The following is a 25,271-nucleotide window of genomic DNA, read 5'->3' as shown; positions in this document are numbered from 1 at the left end:
GTCATCATGCCGGGCCAACTGGAAAGGGTCAGCCACTGGCTGGCCCTCGTCTGTCGTGTCGTCGCCGGCGTCGCCCTGTTGGCGCTGCTGGCGGTGACCATCGCCGATGTCGGCACTCGCTACCTGTATCGCCTCACCGAGGGAGCTATTGCCCTGCGGGTGACCGGCAGCGTGGAGCTGGTCAGCTACCTGATGCTGTGCTCGCTGCTGGCTGCCATGGCGGCCAATGTCGAGAAGAGCCAGGTGGTGGTGGAGGCCTTCTCGCACGGGCTGGCGCCGGCCCTCAAGCATCGCCTGCACGGCGTGTATCTGCTGGGCTTCGCGGCGCTCGGTCTGATCCTCTTCCTCGGCCTGCTCGACTCGGCCTCGGCGGCGGCGCGTCACGGTGAGGTCACCCAGGATTTGCGACTGCCGATGAGTCCCATCTACTCCGTGGCCGCGGTCCTGAGTCTGCTGCTGGGGGTTCGCAGTCTGATGCATGCACTGCTTGGCGCGCTCTGGGGACGCGAAGCGGAGGTGTCCCATGGCGAGTGAAATGATCGGGGCCCTGGGCCTCGGCGGGTTGCTGGTGCTGATGATCCTGCGTGTGCCGGTGGCGCTGACCATGCTGATCGTCGGGGTGGTGGGGTTCGCCCAGATAATCAGTTGGGATGCCGCCATCTCCCAGCTCAAGACGGTACCAGTGGAGGTGTTGTCCAACTACAGTTTCAGCGCCGTGCCGATGTTCATTCTGATGGGCGTGCTGGCGGCGCACTCCGGCATGGCCGGCAAGCTGTTCCAGGCTACCCGGGTGATCTGCGGTGGCTGGAAGGGTGGACTGGCCATCGCCGCGGTGGGGTCTTGTGGTGTCTTCTCGGCGATTTCCGGTTCCTCGTTGGCCACCGCCAGCACCATGACGCGGGTGGCACTGCCAGAGATGGAACGCTACGGCTATCAACGAGGCCTGGCGACCGGCGCGCTGGCCGCCGGCGGTACCCTGGGCATCATGATTCCGCCTTCCATCGCGCTGCTGATCTATGCCGTGCTGACCGAACAGTCGGTGGGCGACATGTTCATGGCCGGGCTGGTGCCGGGACTGATGGGGCTGGTGATGTACTCGCTCACCGTGACCCTGGTGATGCGTCTCAAGCCCTCGCTGGCGGTGGCCGGCGAGCCGACATCGTGGCGCGAGAAGCTGGCCTCGATGGGAGGCTTGGTGCCTTTCTTCGCGGTCTTCCTGCTGATGATCCTGGGCATCTACTTCGGGATCTTCACCCCCACCGAGGGGGCCAGCGTGGGTGCCTTTGCGACCCTGCTCTACGCCCTGGTCAAGGGCCTGAGGGGGCGTGAGCTGTGGCAGGCGGTCCAGGAAACCCTGGCGCTGTCGACGGTGGTGTTCTTCATGCTGGTCGGTGCCGATGCGTTGGGCTATTTCATCTCGGTGTCGCGGATTTCATTCTCGATCAGTGACGCACTGTTCGGGATGGAGCTGGCGCCCATCGTGGTGGTGCTGTGCATCCTGCTGATGTATTTCGTGCTGGGCATGTTCATGGACGCCATCGCCATGCTGGTGATCACGGTGCCGGTGGTCTTCCCGATCATCCAGGCGCTGGGCATCGACCCGGTGTGGTTCGGCATCGTCACGGTGCTGACCGTGGAGCTGGGCCTGATCACCCCGCCGGTGGGCATGAACGTCTTCGTGATCAAGGCGATGGCGCCGCACGTGGGGCTGGGCGAGATCTTCCGTGGCGTGGCGCCGTTCATCGTCTCGGACTTCCTGCGCCTGGCGGTGTTGATCGCCTTCCCGGTGCTGACCTCTCTGTTTCTGCTCTGAGCCGGCACGGCCGGCTCTCCCTTCCGACGACGAGGAGTCCAGACGATGACGTCTCTCGAACTCTTGATCGGGGGGCAGTCGTGCCCCGCATCGAATCATGCCACTGTCGAACGCGCCAATCCCCTGGCCGGGCATGTGGTGACCCGTGCCGCGGCGGCGAGTGTCCAGGATGCTCGGGATGCTGCCGATGCGGCGGGGCGGGCCTTCGAGACCTGTTCTCGGAGCGGTCCCGAGGAGCGGCGTCTCAAGCTGCTCAAGGCAGCCGAGCTGATGGAGGCTCGCCAGTCGGCGTTCGTCGAGCACATGGTGGACGAAACCGGGGCGACTCCCGGCTGGGCCGGTTTCAACGTCTCGGTCGCGGTTGGCATGCTGCGTGAGGCGGCGGCCCTGACGACCCAGGTTCAGGGCGATGTGATTCCTTCGAACGTGCCGGATAGCCTCGCCATGGGGGTGCGGGTGCCCTGCGGTGTGGTCGTGGGCATTGCACCCTGGAATGCGCCGATCATCCTGGGCACTCGCGCCATCGCCACCCCTCTGGCGTGCGGCAACAGTGTCATCCTCAAGGCATCGGAACAATGTCCCGCCACGCATCACTTGATCGTCGAGACCCTGCAGCAGGCGGGTTTCGGCGATGGCGAGGTCAACCTCATTACCAATGACCCGTCGGATGCCGCCGAGGTCGTGGAGACCTTGATCGCCCATCCGGCCGTGGCCCGGATCAACTTCACCGGCTCCACCGGGGTCGGGCGGATCATCGCCGAGAAGGCCGCGACTCACCTCAAGCCGGTGTTGCTGGAGCTCGGTGGCAAGGCCCCTTTTCTGGTGCTGGACGATGCCGACCTGGATGCCGCGGTGGATGCGGCGATCTTTGGTGCCTTCTTCAATCAGGGGCAGATCTGCATGTCCACCGAGCGTCTCATCGTGGATGGTTCGGTGGCCGATGCCTTCGTCGAGAAGCTGGCTGCCCGGGCCTCGGCGCTGAAGGCGGGAGACCCGCGCAAGGAGGGCAACGAGCTTGGCACCCTGATCGATGCCGGTATCGGAGAAAAGCTCAATGGCATGCTCGACGATGCGGTGACTCGGGGAGCTCGCCTCGCGGCCGGTGGCAAGTCGGAAGGCGTGATCATGCCCGCCACCGTGGTCGACAGGGTGACGTCCGGGATGCGGCTCTACGCCGAGGAATCCTTCGGGCCCGTGGTGGCGGTCATCCGTGTCGACGGCGAGGAAGAGGCCCTGCGCGTGGCCAACGACAGCGAATACGGGCTCTCGGCGGCCGTCTTCAGCCGCGATACCGCTCGGGCTCTGAAGCTCGCAGGGCGTATCCGCTCCGGGATCTGCCACATCAATGCGCCGACGGTACACGACGAGCCGCAGATGCCGTTCGGGGGCGTCAAGGCCAGCGGCCATGGACGCTTCGGCGGCAAGGCGGGGATCGAAGAGTTCACCGATCTGCGCTGGATGACGGTCCAGCTCGGGCCGCGCCACTATCCGATCTGAGTACGAGGCAACACGTTGCCGCCGTCACGCGGCTGGCATGGCGGCGGCAATGGTGGCACCGAGCGCCTGTCGAGAACGGCGCTCGGTCATGGCGTTCTCTCATGATCGTGTGGAAAACGGCGCCTCATCGGAAGATGTCGAGGTCATCGGCGAGAGCCACCTTGCCATCGTACTGTGCTTGCACCTCGTCGAGAACCGACTCGATCGGCGCTCCGTAATGCAGAACATGGTATAGCACCAGCTGGTCCGGCTCGGCCGCGCCCGCGAGCCCGGCGAGCTCATCGGTCAGGGTGTGGGCATACTGGTGATAGGCCTGCCACTGCTCAGGAAGTTCCTCCCAACCGCGGCGGCTGATGACCTCGTGAATCAGGATATCGGCATCTTCAGCCTGGCGCTGAACCTCGTCGTTGAGCGACGTGTCGCCGGAAATGACGATGGTCTTGTCGGGCGTCGTGACCTTGTAGCCATAGGCCTTGTCCCAGTCGCCGTGAGAAACGGGGAAGGCCTCGACCTGGATATCGTCCTGCTTGAACACGGTGCCGGGGGCGGTGATTTCCGTGACATCGGCGTAGGCCGCATCGGGATTGGTCACCGGACTCTTGTCCTTCAGGCGAGTCTCGGTGTCGTCGGCCAGCATGGTATAGGCGCCTTCGCTCATCGCCTGGGTGCCTTCGGGGCCGAAGACCTGAAGCTGGTCGGCACGTCGCCACCAGTAGGTGCCGAGCAGCTCCGGGAAGTCCAGGATGTGGTCGCTGTGCAGGTGGGTCAGGAACAGGTGGTCGATGTTGATGGGGCTCAGCGGCTCGATATCGAATCGCTCGGCCGCCTGGGTCGCCCGTTCCACGGCACCAGCGCCGATATCGAAGACATAAGCCTCGTCATCGTGGATGACCGCAATGCTCGACCCCGCCCGCTCTCCATCGGGAACAGGGGTTCCGGTTCCCAGCATCACCACTTGAGTGTTCGCGAGTGCCGCGTGAGATGCGGTCGCCGATAGACCGAGCAGTACCAGCGGGAGGATACGTTTCTTCATGTGCTGTTCCTTCTGGAGAAAGCGCTCAGGGTGAGGGATGGGCACGACAGTACATTCTGTTCTCAATGCGAACTATTGTTTGTTATTCGATCAGAAGCCTAGCAACCATGAAGTGGCATGCAATTCGACGAACGTGTGGGGCGGCGCCTCGATGAGCGGCGCCGTGAGGGATCACGGATCATCCGGGAAGCGACTCGCGGGCAGCCTGGTAGGTGGCGGGAAGAAGAGCGGGGCTCTCATGATATGTCCGGGGAAGCGCCATCGCCTTGACGTCGTCGAAAGTCCTTGGGTGGCAGCCCCGTGAGCCGCTTGAAGAAGCGCGTGAAATAGGCTGGTTCGGAAAACCCCAGGCCCTCGGCGACCTCGCCGACGGTCATGTTGGTGTAGGTGAGCTGGCGCTTGGCTTCCAGCAACAGCCGTTCATGAAGCAACTGCAGCGCACTGCGACCGGCCAGGCGTCGGCAGAGCAGGTTCAGGTGGGCGCTGGTCAGGCCCAGCTGTTCGGCGAAGCACTCGATGCTGGGCTGCTGGCTGAACTGCGCTTCGATCAGGGCCTGATAGGCCTGCAGATGTTCCCGAGCCTTGTCCCGCTGGCGAGGGCGCGCACGGGTCGGGGGCCGGCGGGAGGCCGACTCGGACAGTCTTGCCACCTCGATGGTCAGTGCTTCCACCAGGGCTTCCAGCAGGTGCGTGCGTCCCAGGGCCGGATGGCGATACTCGTCGTCGATCTGGGTGACCAGGGTGGCGATGCGCTCATGATGGCGCGTCGCGCTCAGCGCATGGGAGTTGGCCCTCGCCAGTACGCCGGCCTGGCCGGCCAGGCGCCCTTGCAGCTTTTCGACCAGCGGGCGTGACAGGGTGATGATGTGGCCCTGGGTATCCGGCGAGAAGTGAAAGCCATGGATACTCATGGCCGGCACCACGATCAACTGCGGGGCCTCGAGTGATCGGCCACCGCCTTCCAGTTCCAGGGCTACCCGGCCATCGGCGAGATGCAGGAGGTGACAGAGGTCGGCATGGCGATGGGGGCGAATACGCCAGTCATGGCGGCGGCTGCGCTCGGGAATCGACTCGCAGTGCAACAGGTCGGGCGTCGGCCACCGGCGTGTCTCGCCGTAGAGCTGGAAGACGGGCACGAGAGAATCGGGCATGGGGCATCCTGATGGTGGCTCTACGACCAATGTAGGCAGTCAATGCCGTGAATGTCCAAGTGATGATGTGGATATTGCCTTATATGGACAGTGTTTTCATTGAAAAATGCAATTCATTGAATCATCCATGATTGCCGGGGAGGACTCCCATGAAGACACAGGTCGCCATCATCGGTGCCGGGCCTTCGGGCCTGTTGCTGGGACAGTTGCTGCAGCGTCAGGGCATCGACAATGTCATCCTCGAACGCCGTTCGGGAGACTACGTGCTCAGCCGCATTCGCGCCGGGGTGCTGGAGCAGGGTATGGTCGACCTGCTGCGCGAGGCCGGTGTGGACGAGCGGATGGATGCCGAGGGTCTGCCCCATGACGGGGTCGAGCTGGCCTTCGACAACCGCCGGGTACGCATCGACCTGGCCGGCCTGACCGGCGGCAAGCAGGTAATGGTCTATGGCCAGACCGAGGTGACCCGTGACCTGATGGAGGCCCGCGAGGCCAACGGCGGCAAGACGCGCTACGAAGTCGACCAGGTGCAGCCCCACGACCTCGAGACCGACCGTCCCTACGTCACCTTCGTCGACAAGCATGGTGAAACGCATCGCCTCGATTGCGACTATGTGGCGGGCTGCGATGGGTATCATGGCGTGTCACGCCAGTCGATCCCCGCGGACCGCATCAAGGAGTTCGAGCGCGTCTACCCCTTCGGCTGGCTGGGGTTGCTGTCCGATACGCCGCCGGTCGCCGACGAGTTGATCTATGCCCGCCACGAGCGTGGCTTCGCGCTATGCAGCATGCGGTCCGAGACCCGCAGCCGCTATTACCTTCAGGTGCCGCTGGAGGAGAAGGTCGAGGACTGGTCGGACGAGCGCTTCTGGGAAGAATTCAAGCGTCGTGTTCCCGAGGACGTGGCGGCGAAGCTGATCACCGGCTCCTCGCTGGAGAAGAGCATCGCGCCGTTGCGCAGTTTCGTGGTCGAGCCCATGCAATACGGCCGCCTCTTCCTGGTCGGCGACGCCGCGCATATCGTGCCGCCCACCGGGGCCAAGGGGCTCAATCTCGCGGCCAGTGACGTGAATACGCTCTACCGGTTGATGGTCAAGGTCTATCGGGAGGGGCGTACCGACCTGATTCCGCGCTATTCCGAGACTTGTCTCAAGCGCATCTGGAAGGCCGAGCGTTTCTCCTGGTGGATGACCTCGATGTTGCACAAGTTCTCCGACGAGGAAGATTTCGGCAGCCGCATGCAGCAGGCCGAGCTCGATTATGTGACCGGGTCCGAGGCGGGCCTGACCACCATCGCGGAGAACTATGTGGGGCTGCCCTACGAGTCTCTGGAGTAGGTCATGGGCGGCTGGCCTTCTGCGGAGGGGTGCCTCTGGGATCACGCGCTCGAGATTCGTGCAGGGAGAAGACCATGAGTGAGCGACCGTTGCGTCTGTTGCTGGCCGGCGAGGGCGGTATCGCCGGCGTTCACATGAGGGCCCTCGACGAGGTCCCTGGCGTGGAAGTGGCCTGCCTGGTCGGCGGCGAGGATGCCGATGCCCGTGCCTTCGCCGGCGAGTGGGAGATTCCCGAGGTAAGCCTGGATCTCGATGGCGCCCTGGCTCGGGAGGACCTCGATGCGGTGATCCTGGCGACGCCCAGTCACCTTCACGCGGAGCAGGCCGAGCGGGTCATCGCTGCCGGCAAGCATCTGCTGTGCGAGATCCCCATGGCCTTGAGCCTTGCCGACGCCGAGCGCATCACCGCCCGGGCCGAGGCCTCCGGCAAGGTCTGCATGGTGGCCCACACACGGCGCTTCAATGCGCCGCATCGCGAACTCAAGCGGCGCCTGGTCGCCGGCGAATTCCACCTTCAGCACCTGGTCTCGGAGACCTACTTCTTCCGCCGCGAGAACCTCAACATGCAAGGCCAGCCACGGCGCTGGGTGGATAACCTGCTGTGGCACCACGCTTGCCACAGCATCGATCTCTTTGCCTGGCTGCTCGATGATGTCGAACTCGAGGTCTGTGGGAGCCAGGGGCCGGATCACCCCAAGCTCGGCATCCCCATGGACATGAGCATCGGGCTGCGTTCGCGCCGTGGTGTGCTGGCGACCCTGGCGTTGTCCTTCAACAACCGCGGTCCTTTCGGTGGCTTCTATCGCTACATCGGCGAAGAAGACACCTTCCGGGCCTTCCGCGACGAGCTCGAGGATCATCGGGGCGAGGCGATCGTACTGCCCGGCAACGGCTTCACGGATCAGGACCGGGAGTTCATCGACGCCATCCTGGAGGACCGAGAACCCGAGGCCTCTTTCGGCCGTTGCCTGCCGGCGATGCGGCTGCTCGATCGACTGCAGCGATGCGTGACATCGTCGACCGAATAGGGAGATCATGTCGCATATCGGGGACCGGTCCGGCCCTTACCGTGAGTCGAGGAAGCGTGATGCGAGTATGGTTGGCTCTCCTGCTGGGGGTGCTTCTGGCCGGCTGCGATCAGACGCCCACCGGTCGTCAGCAACTGGCACTGGTGCCCGAGGCGTTGATGTCGCGGATGGGGGCGGATGCCTTCGAACAGATGCGACAGCAAGGGCCGATCGCCTCCGCGTCCGCGACCCATCGGCAAGTGGAGTGCATCGCTCGGGAACTGGTAGCCGCCGCGCGACGCCATTACCCGCAGGTGGACATGCCCGATGAATGGGAAGTGGCAGTATTCGATCGGTCGTCGTCCAATGCCTTCGCCTTGCCGGGTGGCCGCATCGGCGTGCATGCCGGCCTGTTGAGGGTGGCCGAGTCGCCGTCACAGCTGGCGGCGGTGATCGGGCACGAAATCGGGCATGTGCTGGCCGATCACGGTAACGAGCGCATGACCCAGCAACTGGGCATCAAGTCGGCGCTGCTGCTGGTCGACCTGCTCGGCGAGGGTGAGCTTGCCCAGGAGCCGTTGCAGCGTGCACTGGGTATCGGGGCGCGACTGGGTATCGCCTTGCCCTTCAGTCGCACCCATGAGGAAGAGGCCGATCTGATGGGCCTGATGATCATGGCCGAGGCGGGCTTCGATCCTGCCCAGAGCGTATCGCTGTGGCGCAACATGGCCGCCGCCGGGGGCAGCCAGCCCCCGGAATTCCTGTCGACCCATCCGGCGCATGAGTCGCGCATCGAGCTGTTGCAGGAGCACCTGCCGGAGGCACAAGGCATCCGTGAAACGGCGGCTCCCTCGTCCTGCTCGTGACACTCTCCTTCAGGGCGACAAGCCGGGCATGGCCGGGTAAGGTGGCGAGGGCCTGTCTTCGCAACCCGGTAGCCGTCCATGGATGATCGTCTATCCCCCTTCCAGTTACTGATCCTGGTGCTGTCGATCTATGTGCTCGGTGCCCTGGCGGTGGACGTGCTGTTCACGCTTTCGCCCGAGATGTCGCGCCTGCTGCACTATATCGACCTGCTCGTCTGTGTGTTCTTCTTCGCCGATTTCTGCATCCGGTTTCGAGCCGCGCGCAACAAGTGGCGCTTCATGCGCTGGGGCTGGATCGACCTGGTGGCCAGCATTCCTGCTGGCTGGCTGTTCGCCGGTCGCCTGGTGCGGGTGGTTCAGGTCATTCGCCTGCTGCGGGCGATCAAGTCGCTGCACATGATCTGGCGACTGCTGTTCCGCAACCGTGCGAAGGGGTTTTTCGTTTCGGTCACGACGGCGACCCTGCTGCTGGTGGCCTTCGGGTCCATGACGATCCTGATGGTGGAAGGCCCTAACCCGGAAAGCAGCATTGATACCGCCGAGGAAGCCCTGTGGTGGGCTTTCGTCACGGTCACCACCGTGGGCTATGGCGACTACTATCCGATCACGACCCTGGGGCGCGTCGTGGCGGCCATGTTGATGGTCGCCGGGGTCGGCATGTTCGGCAGTTTCGCCGCCTACGTCGGCTCGTTGTTCGTCGAGGAACAGGACGACGAGAATGCCCGTCAGCACCGCGCCAGTCGTGAGTTGATCCGCGACCTGTATGGCGAGATCCAGGCGCTTCGCCAGGAAGTCGCGGCCCTGCGCGAGGCGCGTGATTCGCCTCCCGACGAGCGTTGATCAGGGGTAGCGTCCGGTCCGGCGATTTTCCACCAGAACCTCCAGAATGGCGTTGGCTTGCTGCATGACCGACGAGGGGGGCTCGCCCTTGCGCCGACTGCAGATGATCGGTGTGGTGATATGGCGTTCGGCGAGGTAGGCGTAGCTGATGCCGTCTCGCTGCTGGCGCTTGACCTGCTCGGGGACCAGGGTGATGCCCAGGCCCGAGACCACCAGGCCGAGGGCCGTCTGCATCTCGTTGGCCTCCTGAGCGATCTGGGCCTTCAGGCCGCGTCGACGGAACATCCCCAGCACTGTGTCGGCCATGCTCGGGCGCGGTGTGGCCGGGAACAGGATCAGTGGATAGTCGGCCAGTTCCGCCATGCTCGGCGTGGTGCCTTCCAGGGGATGGCCATGAGGCATGGCGACCATCAAGGGTTCCTCGAAGAGTATCTCCTGCTCGACCTCGGGGTCGTCGATGCGCAGGCGTCCGAAACCGATGTCGATGCGTCCCGCCTTGAGCGCCTGGACCTGCTGGATCGATGTCAGTTCGACCAGGGTCAACTCCACGTCATCCTTTTGTCGCAAACCGCGTACCAGCAGTGGTAGCTGCCCGTAGAACAACGATGGCACGAAGCCGATGCCGAACAGCTCGCGATGGCTGCGGGCGATGCGCCGAGTGGCGGTCACCGTGGTGTCGACCTTTTCCAGTATCTGCAGGGCATGCTCATGGAAGAACTGGCCAGCCGCCGTCAGGGTCAGCCCACGCGCGCCACGCTCGAATAACCTGGCGCCGAGTTCCGATTCCAACTGGTTGATTTGTCGGGTCAAAGGGGGTTGCGCCATATGCAGCCTGGCGGCCGCTCGCGTCATGTTCAGCTCCTCGGCCGCGATGCAGAAATAGCGAAGATGGCGTAGCTCCATGATACCTCCAGGGTATGGCTGGGCACTCAAACCATATTGGTTCCCCGTACGACGCGCAATCAGACTGCGCCCTACACCTTCAGTCTGGTTTTGCATCGGGAGCCCACATGTCCGCCGTGATCGAGTCCATCGAGACCTTGCTGGTCGACCTGCCGACTATCCGACCGCACAAGCTGTCGATGGCCACCATGGCCTGCCAGACGCTGGTCATCGTGCGCATGCGCCATTCCGACGGCATCGAGGGCCTGGGCGAGGGCACCACCATCGGGGGGCTGAGCTATGGTCCCGAGAGTCCGGAAAGCATCAAGCTCAATATCGATACCTACCTGGCACCGCTGCTGATCGGCGAAGCCTCCGATGCCGTCAACCGGCTGCGTGCCCGGCTGGATGGCCAGGCACGCGGCAATGCCATTGCCAAGTCGGCTCTCGAGACCGCGCTCCTCGATGCCCAGGGCAAGCGGCTGGGCGTGTCGCTGTCCACCTTGCTGGGGGGCAGCCGCCACGCTCACCTGCCGGTGCTCTGGACCCTGGCCAGTGGCGATACCCACAAGGATATCGATGAGGCCGAGCAGCGACTCGACGACCGTCGCCATGGCGACTTCAAGCTCAAGATCGGTGCCAACACCGTGGATGCGGACGTGCGCCATGTGGCGGCCATCAAGGCGGCACTGGGGGATCGGGCCGGCGTACGGGTCGATGTCAATCAGGCCTGGGACGAGGCCTCCGCAGTGCGCGGCATCGCCGCTCTGCAGGACGCCGGTGTCGAGCTGATCGAACAACCCATCCCGGCTCGGGACCACGACGGTCTGGTTCGCCTGGCCGAGCGCTTCCGGGTGCCGGTGCTGGCCGACGAGGCCGTGGCTGATGCCCGCGATGGCATGACGCTGGCGATAGCGGGTTTCAGCGGTGCCGTTGCCCTGAAGATCGCCAAGTCGGCCGGGCCACGTGGCGCCCTGGCGCTGGCGGAGGTGGCCCGGGCGGCCGGCCTTGGTCTCTACGGCGGCACCATGCTCGAGGGCACCATCGGCACCGCTGCCTCGCTGCACGCCTGGTCGACCCTGGGCGAGTTGCGCTGGGGCACCGAGATGTTCGGTCCCCTGCTGCTCAAGGACGACATCGTGACCACGCCGCTTCGCTACCACGAATTCGGTGTCGACCTGCCGTCCGGCCCCGGGCTCGGCATCACCCTCGACGAAGACAAGCTCGCCCACTACGCCCGTCCGGCGTGAATGGGCCCCGTTTCAAGCCGCCATGAGAATCGGAGGAGAGACATGCTGTTTCAAGTGGAAATGACCGTGAAGCTGCCGCCGGATATGCCGGCCGAGCGGGCCGCCGAGATCAAGGCCACCGAGAAGGCCTATTCCCAGGAGCTTCAGCGGGCCGGCAAGTGGCGTCATCTATGGCGGGTCGCCGGCAGCTACTCGAACGTCAGCATCTTCGATGTCGACGACAACGCCGAACTGCAGGATCTCGTCTCGAACCTGCCGTTGTTTCCCTACATGGCCATCAGTGTGACACCGCTGTGCCGCCATCCATCGTCGGTCCGCGACGACGACCGCTGAGCCGGCGGTATCACCACAAGAAAAACGACAATGACGAGGAGAACACATCATGAGCGTTACCATCTTCGACACCCCCGAGGTTCAGAACTTCCTGAAGGCCGTCAGCGGTCTCGAACAGGCCGAAGGCAATGACCGCGCCAAGCGGATCATGCATCGCCTGTTGTCCGACCTCTACAAGCTGATCGACGACTTCGACGTCACGCCCGAGGAGTACTGGTCCACGGTCAGCCTGCTCAACGCCCTGGGTGGTGAGACCCAGTTCGGGCTGCTGTCGCCGGGTCTGGGGTTCGATCACTACCTGGACATGCGTCAGGACGCCATCGATGCCGAGGCCCGGCGCACCGGCGGCACGCCGCGTACCATCGAGGGGCCGCTCTACGTGGCCGGTGCCCCGGAGGCGGAAGGCTTCGCGCGAATGGATGACGGCAAGGACCAGGACGGGGAAACCATGTGGCTGACCGGTCAGGTACGTGATACCGACGGTCAGCCGATCGCTGGCGCCAAGGTCGAGATCTGGCATGCCGATTCCAGGGGCGGTTACTCCTTCTTCGATCCGACCCAGAGCGAATACAACCTGCGTCGCACCATCGTCACCGATGCCGAGGGGCGCTATACCGCACAGAGCATTATCCCCTCCGGCTACGGCGTTCCGGAAGGCGCGCCGACCGACCGGGTGCTCAAGTCGCTCGGACGTCATGGCGAGCGCCCGGCGCATATCCACTACTTCATTTCGGCGCTGGGCCACCAGCACCTGACGACGCAGATCAACCTGGCCGGCGACCCCTACACCTATGACGACTTCGCCTTTGCCACCCGCGAGGAGCTGGTGGTCGAGGGCCAGCGCATCGAAGATGCCGCCGAGGCGAGTCGGCGTGGCCTGGAGGGGGCCTTCACCGAGGTGGTGTTCGACGTCGAGCTGTCGGCGACCGACGACCAGGCGTTGCAGCATCGCCATGCCCGCCCGCGTGCCAAGGAGAACGAGCAGGATCGGGCCAGTCAGTTGGCGGGCAGCGCCAAGGTCTGAGGCGACCCGCACCGTCCCCGCTTCCCTGCCCCCATGACAACCGCGAGGAATCCGATCATGACCAGCAAGCTTGACCAGCTCGAGAAGCGAGTCCGCGGTGCCGTCGTCGACGACGCCGAGGCCGGCATCTTCCGCGTGCATCGCAGCATCTTCACCGACCCCGAGTTCTTCGAACTCGAGATGAAACACGTCTTCGAGGGCAACTGGCTGTTCCTGGCCCACGAGAGCCAGATCAGTGAGCCCGGCGACTACATGACCGTCACCCTGGGCCGCCAGCCAGTGATCATCACCCGCGACAAGGCCGGCGAGCTGCACGCCCTGATCAACGCCTGTGCCCATCGCGGCGCCACCCTGTGCCGCAAGAAGCGCGGCAACAAGGGCACCTTCACCTGTCCCTTCCACGGCTGGACCTTCAAGAACGATGGCCGCCTGCTCAAGGCCAAGAACGAGAAGACCGGTGCCTACCCGGATGCTTTCAAGCAGGACGGTTCCCACGATCTCAAGCGCCTGCCGGTGTTCGAGAACTACAAGGGCTTCCTGTTCGGCAGCCTGAGTGCCGACGTGATGCCGCTGGAGGAGTATCTGGGCGAGACCACAAAGATCATCGACAACATCGTCGACCAGGCGCCGGAAGGCCTGGAGATCCTGCGGGGCACCTCCTCGTATACCTTCAACGGCAACTGGAAGCTGGGCGCGGAAAACGGTGCCGACGGTTACCACGTCAGCACCGTGCACTGGAACTATGCCTCGACCATGGATCGTCGCAACTATGATGCCGGCGGCACTCAGGCGGTGGATGCCGACGGCTGGTCGAAGAGCCAGGGCGGGTTCTACTCCTACGAGAATGGCCACATGATGCTGTGGACGCGCCTGCTCAATCCCGAGGTGCGCCCCGTCTATACCCAGAAGGACTGGATCGAGGAGCAGCTCGGCGAGGCGCGGGCCGATTCCATCGTCAACCAGACCCGCAATCTGTGCCTCTATCCCAATGTCTATCTGATGGATCAGTTCTCCACCCAGATCCGGGTGGTCCGCCCGCTGGCCGTGGACAAGAGCGAGGTCACCATCTACTGCTTCGCGCCCAAGGGCGAGTCGGCCGAGAGTCGCCGCGTGCGCATCCGTCAGTACGAGGACTTCTTCAACGTCTCGGGCATGGGCACGCCGGACGACCTGGAAGAGTTCCGCGCCTGTCAGAACGGCTATCAGGGCCTGGACGCCGAGTGGAACGACCTGTCGCGTGGCGCCAGACAGTGGATCGAGGGCGCCGACGACAACGCCCGGGCGATCGACATGAAACCACTGTTGAGCGGGGCCTCGCCGGAAGACGAAGGGCTCTATGTGCTGCACCACAAGCACTGGGTCGAGGAAATGCTGCGCGCCATCGATCGTGAACGCGGCCGGTTTATTTCAACCGAGTCCGTCAGCGAGTCGGCATAAGGAGAGAGCATCATGAACATCACATTCGAGGATATTCAGGCTTTCGTGCACCGCGAGGCGCGCCTGCTCGACGACCGCCAGTGGGATGACTGGCTCGAGTGCTACCACCAGGATGCGGAGTTCTGGATGCCGGCCTGGGACGACGACGACCGGCTGACCGAGGACCCGCAGTCCGAGATCTCGCTGATCTACTACCCGAACCGGGAGGGGCTCGAGGACCGTGTCTATCGGATCAAGACCGAGCGCAGCGGGGCGACCAGCATTCCCGAGCCGCGCACCACCCACCTGATCAGCAACCTGGAGGTGCTGAGCCAGGACGGCGACGCGGTGGAGCTGCGCTTCAACTGGCACACCCTGAGCCACCGCTACCAGCAGACCAACCAGTTCTTCGGTGCCTCCTTCTACACCCTGGACGTGTCGGGGGAAACGCCGCTGATCACCCGCAAGAAAGTGATCCTGAACAATGACTACATCCACCAGGTCATCGACGTCTACCACATCTGACCGGGTCATGCTGACTGCGTCGCTGGACCGGTGGGGAGGAGAACGACCATGAGCTATACCATTGCCCTCAACTTCGAAGACGGGGTGACCCGCTTCATCGGCTGCCATGAAGGGGAGACCGTGCTCGACGCCGCCTACCGGCAGAAAGTCAATCTGCCGATGGACTGCTCCGACGGTGTCTGCGGCACCTGCAAGGGGCATTGCGAGCAAGGCGGCTTCGACATGGGCGACGAATACCTGGAAGAGGCACTGTCCGACGAGGAGGCCGCCGAGGGGCAGGTGCTGACCTGTCAGATGGTGCCGTCCTCCGACTGCGTCATTGAGGTGCCGGTCGCCTCTCGTCTGTGCAAGACAGCGGTGGGCAAGGTCGAGGGAACCGTGACGTCCGTCGAATCGCTTTCCGAGGACAGCATCGAGCTCTCCATCGATCTGGAAGATGGCGCCGAGCTGGCATTCCTGCCCGGTCAGTATATCCATATCGATGTGCCCGGTACCGGCGAACATCGCTCCTATTCCTTCAGCTCCCGGCCGGGCGACTCGAGGGTCAGCTTCCTGATCCGCAATGTGCCGAATGGCCTGATGAGCGGCTACCTGACCGACCGTTGCAAGCCCGGCGAGCGCCTCGCCCTGACCGGGCCGATGGGCAGCTTCTATCTGCGCGAGATCACCCGGCCGGTGCTGATGCTGGCCGGCGGTACCGGCCTGGCGCCCTTTCTGTCGATGCTCGAGCAAATGGCCCATAAGCGGGAAGGCGGGCAGGGCTGTGATCAGCCGATCCACCTGATCTACGGCGTCAACCAGGACGATCACCTGGTCAAGACCGACGCCCTGGATGCCCTCAAGGAGCGGCTGCCGAGCTTCACCTACACCACCGTGGTGGTGGACGAGGCAAGTGAGCATCCGCGCAAGGGGTACGTCACCCACCACATGGATGCCGAAGTGCTCCACGATGGCGACGTCGACGTCTACCTGTGCGGGCCGCCGCCGATGGTCGACGCCGTGCTCAAGCACTTCGACGAGCAGGGCATCGCGCCGCAGAGCTTCCACTACGAGAAGTTCACCCCCAACCAGGCGCCCGGGGAGGCTGCATGAGTGCGCTACGTTTCGATGGGTCGCGCTTTCAGGACCGGGTGATGGTGATCACCGGCGCCGCTCAGGGCATCGGCCGGCGCGTCGCCGAGCGCGCCGCTGCCGAGGGGGCTCGTCTGGCACTGGTGGATCGCGCCGATCTCGTCCGGGAGGTGGCGGACGAGCTTGCGGCCGAGGGCATCGACGCCATCGCCCTGCAGGCCGACCTGGAGGCCTTCGAGGGCGCCGAGCGCGCCATGGCCGAGGCCCGCGCGTACTTCGGCCGGATCGACATCCTGGTCAACAATGTGGGTGGAGCGATCAACTTCAAGCCGTTCACCGAGTTCACCCCCACCGAGGTCTCGGCCGAGATCACCCGATCGCTGATGCCGACGCTCTGGTGCTGCCGTGCGGTCCTGCCGGTCATGGTCGAGCAGGGCGGCGGGGTGATCGTCAACGTCTCCTCGGCGGCGACCCGTGGCATTCACCGCATTCCGTACTCGGCGGCCAAGGGCGGGGTCAACGCCATGACCGCCTCGCTGGCCTTCGAATATGCCGAGCACGGCATCCGCGTGGTGGCCACTGCCCCCGGCGGCACCGAGGCGCCACCGCGGCGCATCTCCCGGGGCACCCCGGAGCCGCGCAACGAGACGGAGCAGGCCTGGTTCCAGGCGCATATCGACCAGACCGAGCAGAGCTGCCTGTTCGGTCGCTACGGCACCCTGGACGAGATGGCTGCTCCGATCCTGTTCATGGCCTCGGACGAGGCCAGCTATATCACCGGCAGCGTGTTGCCGGTGGCCGGGGGAGACCTCGGCTAGGCCTCGCTGAAAAGGGCCTGCGCTCGGTGACTTTTCAGTCAAGGCCAACCAGCTAACGCCAGCAAAGCCAAACGCCGCCCCGGCAGGGGCGGTCTCCGACAGCCCCCGATATCAATGACAACAACATCCGGAGTACAGCATGAAACATATCGAGAAGGGGGTCAGCCTGCGGCATGCGCCGGCTGACTTCATCCGCGATCTCAACGTCGACAACGCCAGTGCGGGCGTCGTGGCCGGTATCTTCGGCATCAGTGCCAGCGTGATCCATGTGGGTGCCGGGACCGCCGCGGGCCTCGACCCCCACTTCATCATGATCTGGGTCATCAGTTACCTGCTGATCAATGGCCTGTTCGGGCTGCTCATGCCCGCCTACTATCGACTGCCGCTGCCGATGGCCAACTCCATTCCCGGCGCGCTGCTGTTCGCCTCGATCATTCCCGTGGTCGGCGTGGAGGCAGCGCTTGGCGCCTCGCTGATCGCCGGAGCCATTGCGCTGGTGGCCGGGCTCGCCGGGGTGATGGGCATCGTCATGAAGCTGATTCCCATGCCGATCGTCATGGGCATGGTTGGCGGCATCCTGCTCAAGTTCGGCCTCAACATGGTGGAACCGCTGGAGAACGCCCTCCTGCCGGCGGCCATCATGATTCTGGCCTTCTTCCTGTCGGCGCGCTTTCTGCGCCGGGTGCCGCCGCTGATCGTGGCCATGCTGGCCGGCATTGCTTACATGAGCTATGCCGGTATCGATTTTTCCGGCGTCGAGTTCTCGGTGAACTTCCCCGAGTTCATCGCTCCCGAGTTCACCCTGGAGGCCTTCCTGGCCTACGGCCTGCCGCTGGCGTTGATTCTGATCGGTATGGAGACGCCCGCGGGCGTGGGGCTGGTCAAGGGCATGGGCTACAAGGAAGTGCCAGCCAATGCCATCACTGCCGTGGGCGGTTTGGGCACCATGATCTCGGCCTTCTTCAACCTGCACAGCACCTGTATCGCCGCGCCGATGACCGGTATCTGTTCCTCCCCCGAGTCCGGCAAGCTGGACAAGCGCTGGGTGGCGGCGGTGATCGCCGGGGCCATCTTCATGGTGGCGGCTCCCTTCTACGGTTTTGTCATCAACCTGATCGAGGCGATGCCGTCCTACTTCGTGGCCATCGTCGCCGGTCTGGCTCTGCTCAAGGTGATTACCTCGGCGATGCACATGGCCTTCTCCGGCAAGCACGAGATGGGAGGGCTGTTCTCCTTCCTGATCGCCGCCTCCGGGCTGCAGATCCTGGACATCGGTTCTTCCTTCTGGGCCTTGGTGCTGGGGGTGCTCATCTCGCTGCTCTTCGAGACCAAGGACTTCGAGTTCATTCGCCGGGTCGCCCACGAGCCCAGCGCCTGACGGCGGGGCATCGAGCGGTATATGGTTCTCCGTTGGCCCGTCGTTGCCCGTCAGCACGGGCCTTTTTTCTTCTGCGGTGTCGCCGGTTCGGCGCCACCGCGTTTGTCATCTCGAGGAACTCGCCATGCGACGCTTCAAGGATTGGTCGATCCCCGCCGTCACCGCCGGTTTCGTGGCGGTGCTGGTCTCCTATGCCGGGCCGTTGGCCATCTTCTTCCAGGCTGCCCAGAGTGCCGAGGTGTCGAACGCCATGATGACATCCTGGGTCTGGGCGATCTCGATGGGGGCCGCCGTCTCTGGCATCGGGCTCAGCCTGTGGCTCCGGGTGCCGGTGGTGACGGCCTGGTCAGCGCCGGGGACGGCGCTGCTGGTGACGCTGTTCCCCGAGTTGTCCCTCAACGAGGCGGTGGGCGCTTATCTCACCGCGGCGGCGGTGATCCTGGTGATCGGCGTGAGCGGCACCTTCGACCGCATCATTCAACTGATCCCGCCCGGGATCGCCAGTGCCATGATGGCGGGCATCCTGTTCCAGTTCGGGGTCGGGGTCTTCGAGTCGCTGGCCACGGTACCGGCGCTGATGATCGGCATGCTGCTGGCCTATCTGGTGTTCAAGCGCCTGACGCCGCGCTACTGCCTGGTGTGGCTGCTTATCGTCGGTGTCGGCCTGGCCGTGGCCCTGGAGGGGGCGAGCCTCGAGGGCGTCACCGTGCAGCTGGCCTCGCCGACCTTCATTCGGCCCGAATGGACCTGGCAGGGCACGCTCGGCCTGGCGATCCCGCTGGTGCTGGTCAGCCTGACCGGGCAGTTCCTGCCGGGCATGGCGATCCTGCGCACCTCCGGTTACCACACCCCGGCCCGTCCGATCGTCACCGTGGCCAGCCTGACGTCGCTGGCTACCGCCTGCTTCGGTGGCATCACCACGGTGATTGCGGCGATCACCGCGGCGATCTGCACCAGCGAAGAAGCGCACCCGGATCGTGACAGGCGCTATGTGGCGGGGATCGCCAACGGCGTCTTCTATCTGATCGGTGGCACCTTCGCCGGCACCATCGTGCTGCTGTTCACCTCGCTGCCCGGCGAGTTCGTGGCGGTTCTGGCGGGGTTGGCGCTGATCGGCGCCATCGCCAGCAACGTCAGCGCCTTCGCCGCCCGCAAGGACCATCTCGAGGCCTCGGTGATCACCTTCCTCGCCACTGCCTCGGGTGTCAGCTTCCTGGGCCTGGGTTCGGCCTTCTGGGGCGTGGTGGTCGGCGCCATCGCCTACAATGTCCTGCATCGCCGCTTCACCGCTAGGGACGAGGCGGTGCGGACGTCCGACGGCGCCCGATGAACGCCAAGGGTGCCGGACCGTTCAGCCCTCGGCGAACATCTCGTGGATCAGTCGCCGCAGCCAGCGATTGCCGGCATCCTGATGGAAGCGGCGGTGCCAGAACAGGTTGATCGGCACCTCGGGCAGGCTCACCGGGTGCGGCATGGCGTGTAGCCCGAAGCGTGACGCGGTGGCCTCGGCCAGCTTGTCGGTGACGGTGACGACCAGGTCGGTGCCGCTGACGATGTAGGGCACGGCCACGAAATGCGGCAGCCGAAGCTGCACCGGCCTGACGATGCCGCCCTTGGCCAGCAGCTCCTCGATCCGGCCGTGCCCGGTGCCCTTGGCCTCCACCACGAGGTGGCGGGTCGCGACGAAGTCTTCCATGGAAAATTCCCCCTGCGCCAAGGGGTGATCCTCCCGCATCAGGCAGACGTAGCGCTGCACGAACAGTCGCTGCTGGTAGAAACCGGCCCCCAACTGCGGGATCAGCCCCACCGCCAGATCTACGTGGCCTTCCTCCATGTCATGCGCCAGCTCGCCGAGATCGCTGCGCACGGTACAAAGCGAGACGTGGGGGGCCTGCTCGGCCAGCCGTGACATCAACCGGGGCAGAAAATAGAGCTCGCCGATGTCGCTCATGGCGACCTGGAAGGTACGCCGGCTGGTGGCGGGATCGAAGTCGTGACTCAGGTTGAGGGCCTCCTGCAGGCCGGCCAGGGCCCGGGTGATCGGCTCGTGGATCCGAGTGGCATAGGGGGTGGGCATCAGGCCACGCGAGGTGCGCTCGAAGAGCTGATCGCCCAGCAGCTTGCGCAGGCGATTCAGTGCATGACTGATCGCCGGCTGGGTCAGGCCGAGTTGCTCGGCGACCCGCTGGGTGTTGCGGTGCCGGTAGAGCAGGTCGAACACCACCAGCAGATTGGTATCGATCTCCGAGAGCTTGCGCATGCCGGGCCTGTCTCCGTCGATGTCGGGGCGGCGCCCCGTGGGCACTGGCCTAGACAAAGGTCGAGGGCGGCTCCCGGAGGCGTCGGTAATACACTGGTTTTTCTAGATATTAATGCCGTTTATCCGAGGAATGAAAGGCACTTCGTTGTGAGTCATATCGGAGAGCGCCTAGCGTGATGCCACGTCACCTTCTTTGGACAGGAGCAGCGATCATGCAGGCAGATACGACCACCTCGACTCCCCGTGACCCGCGTCTTCGCATCGGTATCGTCGGCGGCGGCATCGGGGGCGTAGCCCTCGCCGTGGCACTCTCCCGACAGCCGGACCTCGAGGTCCACCTTTTCGAGGCCGCCGAACGCTTCTCGGAGATCGGCGCCGGGGTTTCCTTCGGCCCCAATGCGGTGCGGGCCATCTCGCTGCTCGGCCTGGAGACGGCCTATCGGCGCATCGCCGATGCCTCGCCAGCGCCCTTTGAGGACGTCTGGTTCGAGTGGAGGCGTGGCCGGGACGAAGCCTATCTGACCGCCTCGCTGGCGGCCGGCTGCGGGCAGTCCTCGGTCCATCGTGCCGACTTCCTGAATGCTATCGTGGCTCACCTGCCCGAGGGCATCGCGCACTTCGGCAAGCGCTGCCGGACGGTGGCGCAGGACGCCGAGGGCGTCTGCGTGCGCTTCGAGGATGACAGCGAGTTCCGCGGCGACCTGCTGATCGGCTATGACGGCATCAAATCGGCGGTGCGCGAGCACGTGCTGCCGGTAGCGGACTACGGCGAGGTCGGGCCGCGCTGGAGCGGGACCCAGGCCTATCGCGGCCTGGTACCCACCGAACGGCTGCGTCGGGCGATAGTCGAGGCGGGCTGTGACGAGCGGCTGGCCATGGTGCCGCAGATGTACCTGGGGCCCGATCGGCATATCCTGACCTTCCCGGTGAAGCAGGCGGCGTTGATCAACGTGGTGGCCTTCATCACCGATCGTTCCAGCCCCGAGCCGCGGCTGCCGGAGGGCGCGCCCTGGGTCGTGGAAGTGAGTCAGCAGGCGATGCTCGACGACTTCCCTGGCTGGGGCGCCGCTTCGAAGGCCATCCTGGGCTGCATTGATCATCCGACCCGCTGGGCTCTGCACGAGTTGCCCGAATTGCCGCGCTACGCCCGCGACCGGGTGCTGATCGTGGGCGATGCCGCCCACGCCATGCTGCCCCATCAGGGTGCCGGGGCCGGCCAGGCGCTGGAGGATGCCTACGTGCTGGCCAGCCTGTTGGGCGACCCGGCCTGCGACCGCGACGGTGCCGCGACCGTGCTGTCGGCCTTCGAGGCGGTGCGGCATGCCCGTGCCTGTCGCGTCCAGGTGACGTCCCGCGAGGCCGGAGAACTCTACGAGTACTGTGGGGAGGAGATTGGTGCCGACGAGGTTCGTCTCTCCGCCGACCTGGAGCGGCGCTTCGACTGGCTCTGGAATCACGATCCGCGTGATGACGTGACGGCGGCGCGTTGCCGGTTGGGCTGGGAGTACAGGCGTTCAGCCTGATCCCGACCCCATCACCACTGTCCCGCTGGCTGGGCGATGCGACTCAGGAATTCGAGCGGTCGTCGCGGGTCTCGTAGTCACCTTCGAGCACCTGGTGGTCCCGCGCCCGGCCATCGCCGGAGCGGGGCTCTCGGTAAGCTTGCCCGCCGCCGATATCCTGGGCCTGATCGGCGCGCATTGCCTCCATGCGCTTTTTCATGCGGCGTCGAAGGAAAGGCAGCATGGCCCAGCCGATCAGCAGGAAGACCAGGCCGATCACGGTGCCGATGATCATCATCACGCCAAAGAACAACCAGGTGAACAGCAGCTTGATGCCGCTGACATGGCCGCCGGGCCTGGCCTGACGAGCACGCTGCTGCCATTGTTGTGCGGCGCGCCAGGCGGCGTTGTTGCGCGGATCATTGGAGTCGGACATGAAGGCTCCATAGAGGCGGATCGCCCGGTCGGGCGATCACGCCGTGGATGACTGTTCCTGCTTGGGCAAGCAGCGCATCAAGAAGGTTCCGTACGTCCAGTCTGCCAGAGCTCGCCGAGGATGTCGTAGCTGCGCAGCCGATCCTCCTGTGCGTAGACATCGGTGTGGATCATCAGCTCATCCGCTCCGGTGCTTTCCAGAAAGCCTTCCAGGCCGTCGCGCACGCGCTGTGGGCCACCGATCACGGCGGCACCGAAGAACTGCTCGACCTGTGCCTGTTCCAGGGGCGACCAGTCGAGCTGCTCCACCGGCGGCAGGGCTCGGGTGCGGCGGCCACGTATCATGCCGAGAAACTTCTGGCGTGCCGTCGAGGCGAGAAACTCCGCCCGGTCATCGTCGTCGGCGGCAACCACCGGCAGGCCGACCATGGCATAGGGCGCGTCCAGTACCGAAGACGGCTGGAAGTTGTCGCGATATAGCCGCAGGGCGTCGTGCAACTGGGCGGGGGCGAACTGGGCGGCGAAGGCGAAGGGCAGGCCTTCACGGGCGGCCAGTCGCGCGCTGTAGTCGCTGGAACCGAGCAGCCAGAGGGGCACTCTGGTGCCTTGCCCGGGGATGGCGCGCACACGCTGGTTGGCCCGCTCGTCGTCGAGGAAGCCGCGCAGCTCCTCGAGGCGCTGGGGGAAATCGTCCACGCCGGCGCGCGGGTCACGGCGCATGGCCGCCATGGTGGCGCCGTCGGAGCCCGGGGCACGCCCGAGGCCGAGATCGATGCGGCCCGGATAGAGGGTCTCCAGGGTACCGAACTGTTCGGCGATCACCAGAGGCGGGTGATTGGGTAGCATGATACCACCGCTGCCCACGCGGATGTGCGAGGTCTGTCCCGCCAGGTGTCCGATCAACACGGCGGTGGCGGCGCTGGCGATGCCATCGATGCTGTGGTGCTCGGCGACCCAGTAACGCGTGAAGCCAAGGCGTTCGGTCAGGCGAGCCAGCGCGACGCTTTCATTGAAGCTGTCGGCGGCACTGCCGCCTTGTCGGATCGGGGCCAGGTCCAGAACGGAGAGGGGCGTGTCGGCCAGTCGGGGCATGGGGATCTCCAGAAAATCATGAAAATACTGCGTAAATGCCTGTGTGCTAATCGCTGTGTTACGCGGTGCTGGTGCGCCAGCCCGGTCGAAAGCTCGCCTGACGTCATGTCATGTCTCGCTTTCTGTGTTCCGGATGCCTTGCGCTTGGCGACACGCGGCGATGGAGTCAGCATTTTATTAGCATGCTTTCTTTGTAGGTGAGGGCGACGCCAGGAAGAAACAATGGGGAAGGGCGATCGGGGGAGTCGTCACGCGCGTGCGATTATGCTGACAAGGTATACGTAAAGCATGGCATGCGGCGTGCGTTTACTTATACTCATGGTATTGGCGTTTTTCTTCGCCAGGACGGCGAGATTGACCACATGGATGGAGACGGTCGCGTGGTGATTACCGCGGGCGCTCAGGGTGTCGGAGGGAAAATGGCGGGGATGTCGCGGACTCGCAGGCGGACCGGCGCGACTCGGCGGCATGCGCCGAGTCGACGTTTGCGGTGCGGTTGGGCCCGTTTCGACCGATGGCTGGACAGGGTCGTGACGCTCGCCGTGCTCACCGCCCTGCTGGTAGGCGGGGCGGCGCTGATCCTCAACCTGACGCTATGAGGACCGTGGCTGTCGTTCACTTCGTCACGCTTGACCGCGATGTCTCCGGGGCTGCTGCTGAGTGATGCAGTGGATGTTGCCGCCGCCGAGCAGGATCTCGCGGGCCGGCACGCCGATCACGCGTCGCGTCGGGAAAAGCCCTTCGATGATGGCGCGGGCCTCGTCGTCCCGTGCCGGGTCGAGCAGCGGCATCACCACCACCGAGTTGCCGATGTAGAAGTTCACGTAGGAGCCGGCCATGCGGTCGCCGGGGCGTCGCGGGTGCGAATGGTTCAGACGGTCGATGCCGTTGGCCTCGTCCTCGCCGATGTGCAGCGGTCCCGGTTGGGGGAGCCTGTGAATCTTGAACGATCGACCACGGGCGTCGGTGGCGTTCTCCAGCACGGCCAGCGCCTCTCGAGAGATGGCGTACTGGGGGTCGGCCGGGTCGTCGGTCCAGCTCAGGGCCACTTCGCCGGGGGCGACGAAGCAGCACAGGTTGTCGACGTGGCCGTCGGTCTCGTCCAGGTAGCAGCCCTGTGGCAGCCAGATGATGGTCTCCACGCCCAGGGTATCGCGCAGGACCTGCTCCATGTCGTCCCGGGAGAGGGCCGGGTTGCGGTTGGCATTGAGCAGGCACTCCTCGGTGGTGATCAGCGTGCCCTCGCCATCCACGTGAATGGCGCCGCCCTCCAGCACGACCGAGGCGTCGAAGCGGGGCACGCCGAGCATCTCGGCGATCTTGGTGCGGATACGACGATCCTTGTCCCAGGGGAAGTAGAGTCCGCCCTCGAGCCCGCCCCAGGCGTTGAACTCCCAGTCCACCAGGGCCAGTCGGCCGTCCGGATGTGTCAGGAACGTCGGACCGACGTCGCGCATCCAGGCGTCGTTGCTGGAGAGCTCCACCACGCGGACGCTGTCGGGCAACTGATTGCGGGCGTTCTCGTATTGCTCGTCGTTGACGCCGACGAAGACGGTTTCACTCTCGGCGATGGCCGTGGCGACCTCGACGAAGGCCTGCTGGGCCGGCTTGGCGCCGTAGCGCCAGGTGTCGGGACGCTGCGGCCAGAGCATCCAGCAGGCTTCGTGGGGGGCGAACTCGGCCGGCATGGAAAAACCGAGTGCGGCGGGCGTCGCGGAGGATGTCGGAGTGGTCATGGGCT

General features: G+C 65.0%; 25 protein-coding genes. 18 read left to right on the top strand and 7 right to left on the bottom strand.

Annotated features, from left to right (window positions below; translation table 11 throughout):
• The first annotated feature begins 6 nt into the window (after window positions 1-6).
• From LU493_RS05150 to LU493_RS05140, 3 genes are read left to right on the top strand one after another with little or no spacing between them, the layout of a single operon-like run.
• A complete protein-coding gene (locus tag LU493_RS05150; RefSeq protein ID WP_275286724.1) occupies window positions 7-534 on the top strand; it encodes a TRAP transporter small permease in 528 nt (175 codons plus the stop codon).
• A complete protein-coding gene (locus tag LU493_RS05145) occupies window positions 524-1,813 on the top strand; it encodes a TRAP transporter large permease (protein WP_275286723.1) in 1,290 nt (429 codons plus the stop codon). Before LU493_RS05150 ends, LU493_RS05145 begins: the two co-directional genes overlap by 11 nt.
• Before the next feature lie 45 nt (window positions 1,814-1,858).
• Window positions 1,859-3,310 (top strand): aldehyde dehydrogenase, encoded by a 1,452-nt coding sequence (locus LU493_RS05140; RefSeq protein WP_275286722.1) that lies wholly within the window; start codon window positions 1,859-1,861, stop codon window positions 3,308-3,310.
• A 124-nt stretch (window positions 3,311-3,434) separates the two neighbouring features.
• Here LU493_RS05140 and LU493_RS05135 read toward each other — a convergent pair whose 3' ends face one another.
• The gene (locus tag LU493_RS05135; RefSeq protein ID WP_275286721.1) at window positions 3,435-4,343 is read right to left on the bottom strand and encodes an MBL fold metallo-hydrolase; all 909 of its coding nucleotides are present in this window, start codon (window positions 4,341-4,343) and stop codon (window positions 3,435-3,437) included.
• A 236-nt stretch (window positions 4,344-4,579) separates the two neighbouring features.
• A complete protein-coding gene (locus tag LU493_RS05130; protein ID WP_275286720.1) occupies window positions 4,580-5,494 on the bottom strand; it encodes a helix-turn-helix domain-containing protein in 915 nt (304 codons plus the stop codon).
• Window positions 5,495-5,643: 149 nt separating this feature from the next.
• On the opposite strand from LU493_RS05130, the gene pobA reads away from it, so the two are divergent.
• The 4 genes from pobA (at window position 5,644) to LU493_RS05110 (ending at window position 9,544) form a co-directional block, all read left to right on the top strand.
• Window positions 5,644-6,831, top strand: a complete 1,188-nt coding sequence (gene pobA / locus LU493_RS05125; RefSeq protein WP_275286719.1) for a 4-hydroxybenzoate 3-monooxygenase — start codon at window positions 5,644-5,646, stop codon at window positions 6,829-6,831.
• 74 nt (window positions 6,832-6,905) lie between these two features.
• Complete coding sequence (locus LU493_RS05120) at window positions 6,906-7,859, top strand: Gfo/Idh/MocA family oxidoreductase (protein WP_275286718.1); 954 nt, start codon at window positions 6,906-6,908, stop codon at window positions 7,857-7,859.
• Between the two features lie 59 nt (window positions 7,860-7,918).
• Window positions 7,919-8,704: a M48 family metallopeptidase gene (locus LU493_RS05115; RefSeq protein WP_275286717.1), complete on the top strand. Its 786-nt coding sequence runs from the start codon at window positions 7,919-7,921 to the stop codon at window positions 8,702-8,704.
• A gap of 78 nt (window positions 8,705-8,782) precedes the next feature.
• Window positions 8,783-9,544 (top strand): ion transporter, encoded by a 762-nt coding sequence (locus LU493_RS05110; protein ID WP_275286716.1) that lies wholly within the window; start codon window positions 8,783-8,785, stop codon window positions 9,542-9,544.
• Here the strand turns inward: LU493_RS05110 and LU493_RS05105 are convergent, their stop codons facing one another.
• Complete coding sequence (locus LU493_RS05105; protein WP_275286715.1) at window positions 9,545-10,447, bottom strand: LysR family transcriptional regulator; 903 nt, start codon at window positions 10,445-10,447, stop codon at window positions 9,545-9,547. It lies immediately after the preceding gene.
• 107 nt (window positions 10,448-10,554) lie between these two features.
• Here LU493_RS05105 and LU493_RS05100 point away from each other — a divergent pair, with 107 nt between their 5' ends.
• The 9 genes from LU493_RS05100 (at window position 10,555) to LU493_RS05060 (ending at window position 19,571) form a co-directional block, all read left to right on the top strand.
• A complete protein-coding gene (locus LU493_RS05100; protein ID WP_275286714.1) occupies window positions 10,555-11,676 on the top strand; it encodes a muconate/chloromuconate family cycloisomerase in 1,122 nt (373 codons plus the stop codon).
• Window positions 11,677-11,718: 42 nt separating this feature from the next.
• Window positions 11,719-12,009: a muconolactone Delta-isomerase gene (catC, locus tag LU493_RS05095; protein ID WP_275286713.1), complete on the top strand. Its 291-nt coding sequence runs from the start codon at window positions 11,719-11,721 to the stop codon at window positions 12,007-12,009.
• Window positions 12,010-12,058: 49 nt separating this feature from the next.
• Window positions 12,059-13,033 (top strand): catechol 1,2-dioxygenase, encoded by a 975-nt coding sequence (gene catA, locus LU493_RS05090; protein ID WP_275286712.1) that lies wholly within the window; start codon window positions 12,059-12,061, stop codon window positions 13,031-13,033.
• A 57-nt stretch (window positions 13,034-13,090) separates the two neighbouring features.
• The gene (locus LU493_RS05085) at window positions 13,091-14,470 is read left to right on the top strand and encodes a Rieske 2Fe-2S domain-containing protein (protein WP_275286711.1); all 1,380 of its coding nucleotides are present in this window, start codon (window positions 13,091-13,093) and stop codon (window positions 14,468-14,470) included.
• A gap of 12 nt (window positions 14,471-14,482) precedes the next feature.
• Window positions 14,483-14,974, top strand: a complete 492-nt coding sequence (gene benB, locus LU493_RS05080) for a benzoate 1,2-dioxygenase small subunit (RefSeq protein ID WP_275286710.1) — start codon at window positions 14,483-14,485, stop codon at window positions 14,972-14,974.
• A gap of 48 nt (window positions 14,975-15,022) precedes the next feature.
• Window positions 15,023-16,066, top strand: a complete 1,044-nt coding sequence (gene benC / locus LU493_RS05075) for a benzoate 1,2-dioxygenase electron transfer component BenC (RefSeq protein WP_275286709.1) — start codon at window positions 15,023-15,025, stop codon at window positions 16,064-16,066.
• Window positions 16,063-16,863, top strand: a complete 801-nt coding sequence (gene benD / locus LU493_RS05070) for a benzoate diol dehydrogenase BenD (RefSeq protein ID WP_275286708.1) — start codon at window positions 16,063-16,065, stop codon at window positions 16,861-16,863. The genes benC and benD overlap by 4 nt, the downstream gene beginning before the upstream one ends.
• A 139-nt stretch (window positions 16,864-17,002) precedes the next feature.
• Window positions 17,003-18,241, top strand: coding sequence for a benzoate/H(+) symporter BenE family transporter (locus LU493_RS05065; protein ID WP_275286707.1), 1,239 nt, complete (start codon window positions 17,003-17,005; stop codon window positions 18,239-18,241).
• Between the two features lie 124 nt (window positions 18,242-18,365).
• Window positions 18,366-19,571, top strand: a complete 1,206-nt coding sequence (locus LU493_RS05060) for a benzoate/H(+) symporter BenE family transporter (protein ID WP_275286706.1) — start codon at window positions 18,366-18,368, stop codon at window positions 19,569-19,571.
• 21 nt (window positions 19,572-19,592) lie between these two features.
• Here LU493_RS05060 and LU493_RS05055 read toward each other — a convergent pair whose 3' ends face one another.
• Entirely contained in the window at window positions 19,593-20,501 is a 909-nt protein-coding gene (locus LU493_RS05055) for a LysR family transcriptional regulator (protein WP_275286705.1), read from the bottom strand.
• A 212-nt stretch (window positions 20,502-20,713) separates the two neighbouring features.
• Here LU493_RS05055 and salA point away from each other — a divergent pair, with 212 nt between their 5' ends.
• Entirely contained in the window at window positions 20,714-22,024 is a 1,311-nt protein-coding gene (salA, locus tag LU493_RS05050; protein WP_275286704.1) for a salicylate 1-monooxygenase, read from the top strand.
• A 43-nt stretch (window positions 22,025-22,067) separates the two neighbouring features.
• On the opposite strand, the gene LU493_RS05045 is transcribed toward salA, so the two are convergent.
• Window positions 22,068-22,439, bottom strand: a complete 372-nt coding sequence (locus LU493_RS05045) for a hypothetical protein (protein ID WP_275286703.1) — start codon at window positions 22,437-22,439, stop codon at window positions 22,068-22,070.
• A 77-nt stretch (window positions 22,440-22,516) separates the two neighbouring features.
• The gene (locus LU493_RS05040) at window positions 22,517-23,530 is read right to left on the bottom strand and encodes an LLM class flavin-dependent oxidoreductase (RefSeq protein ID WP_275286702.1); all 1,014 of its coding nucleotides are present in this window, start codon (window positions 23,528-23,530) and stop codon (window positions 22,517-22,519) included.
• Window positions 23,531-23,958: 428 nt separating this feature from the next.
• Between LU493_RS05040 and LU493_RS05035 the strand changes: the two genes are divergently transcribed.
• Complete coding sequence (locus tag LU493_RS05035; protein WP_275286701.1) at window positions 23,959-24,129, top strand: hypothetical protein; 171 nt, start codon at window positions 23,959-23,961, stop codon at window positions 24,127-24,129.
• 24 nt (window positions 24,130-24,153) lie between these two features.
• Here the strand turns inward: LU493_RS05035 and aguA are convergent, their stop codons facing one another.
• Window positions 24,154-25,266: an agmatine deiminase gene (gene aguA, locus LU493_RS05030; protein WP_275286700.1), complete on the bottom strand. Its 1,113-nt coding sequence runs from the start codon at window positions 25,264-25,266 to the stop codon at window positions 24,154-24,156.
• Window positions 25,267-25,271: the final 5 nt, after the last annotated feature.

The sequence above is a fragment of the Halomonas elongata genome, assembly GCF_029081005.1.
GTDB classification, from domain to species: Bacteria; Pseudomonadota; Gammaproteobacteria; order Pseudomonadales; family Halomonadaceae; genus Halomonas; species Halomonas elongata_B.
Note: the sequence above shows the minus strand (reverse complement) of the source record. Positions and strands in the feature narration are given on the sequence as shown.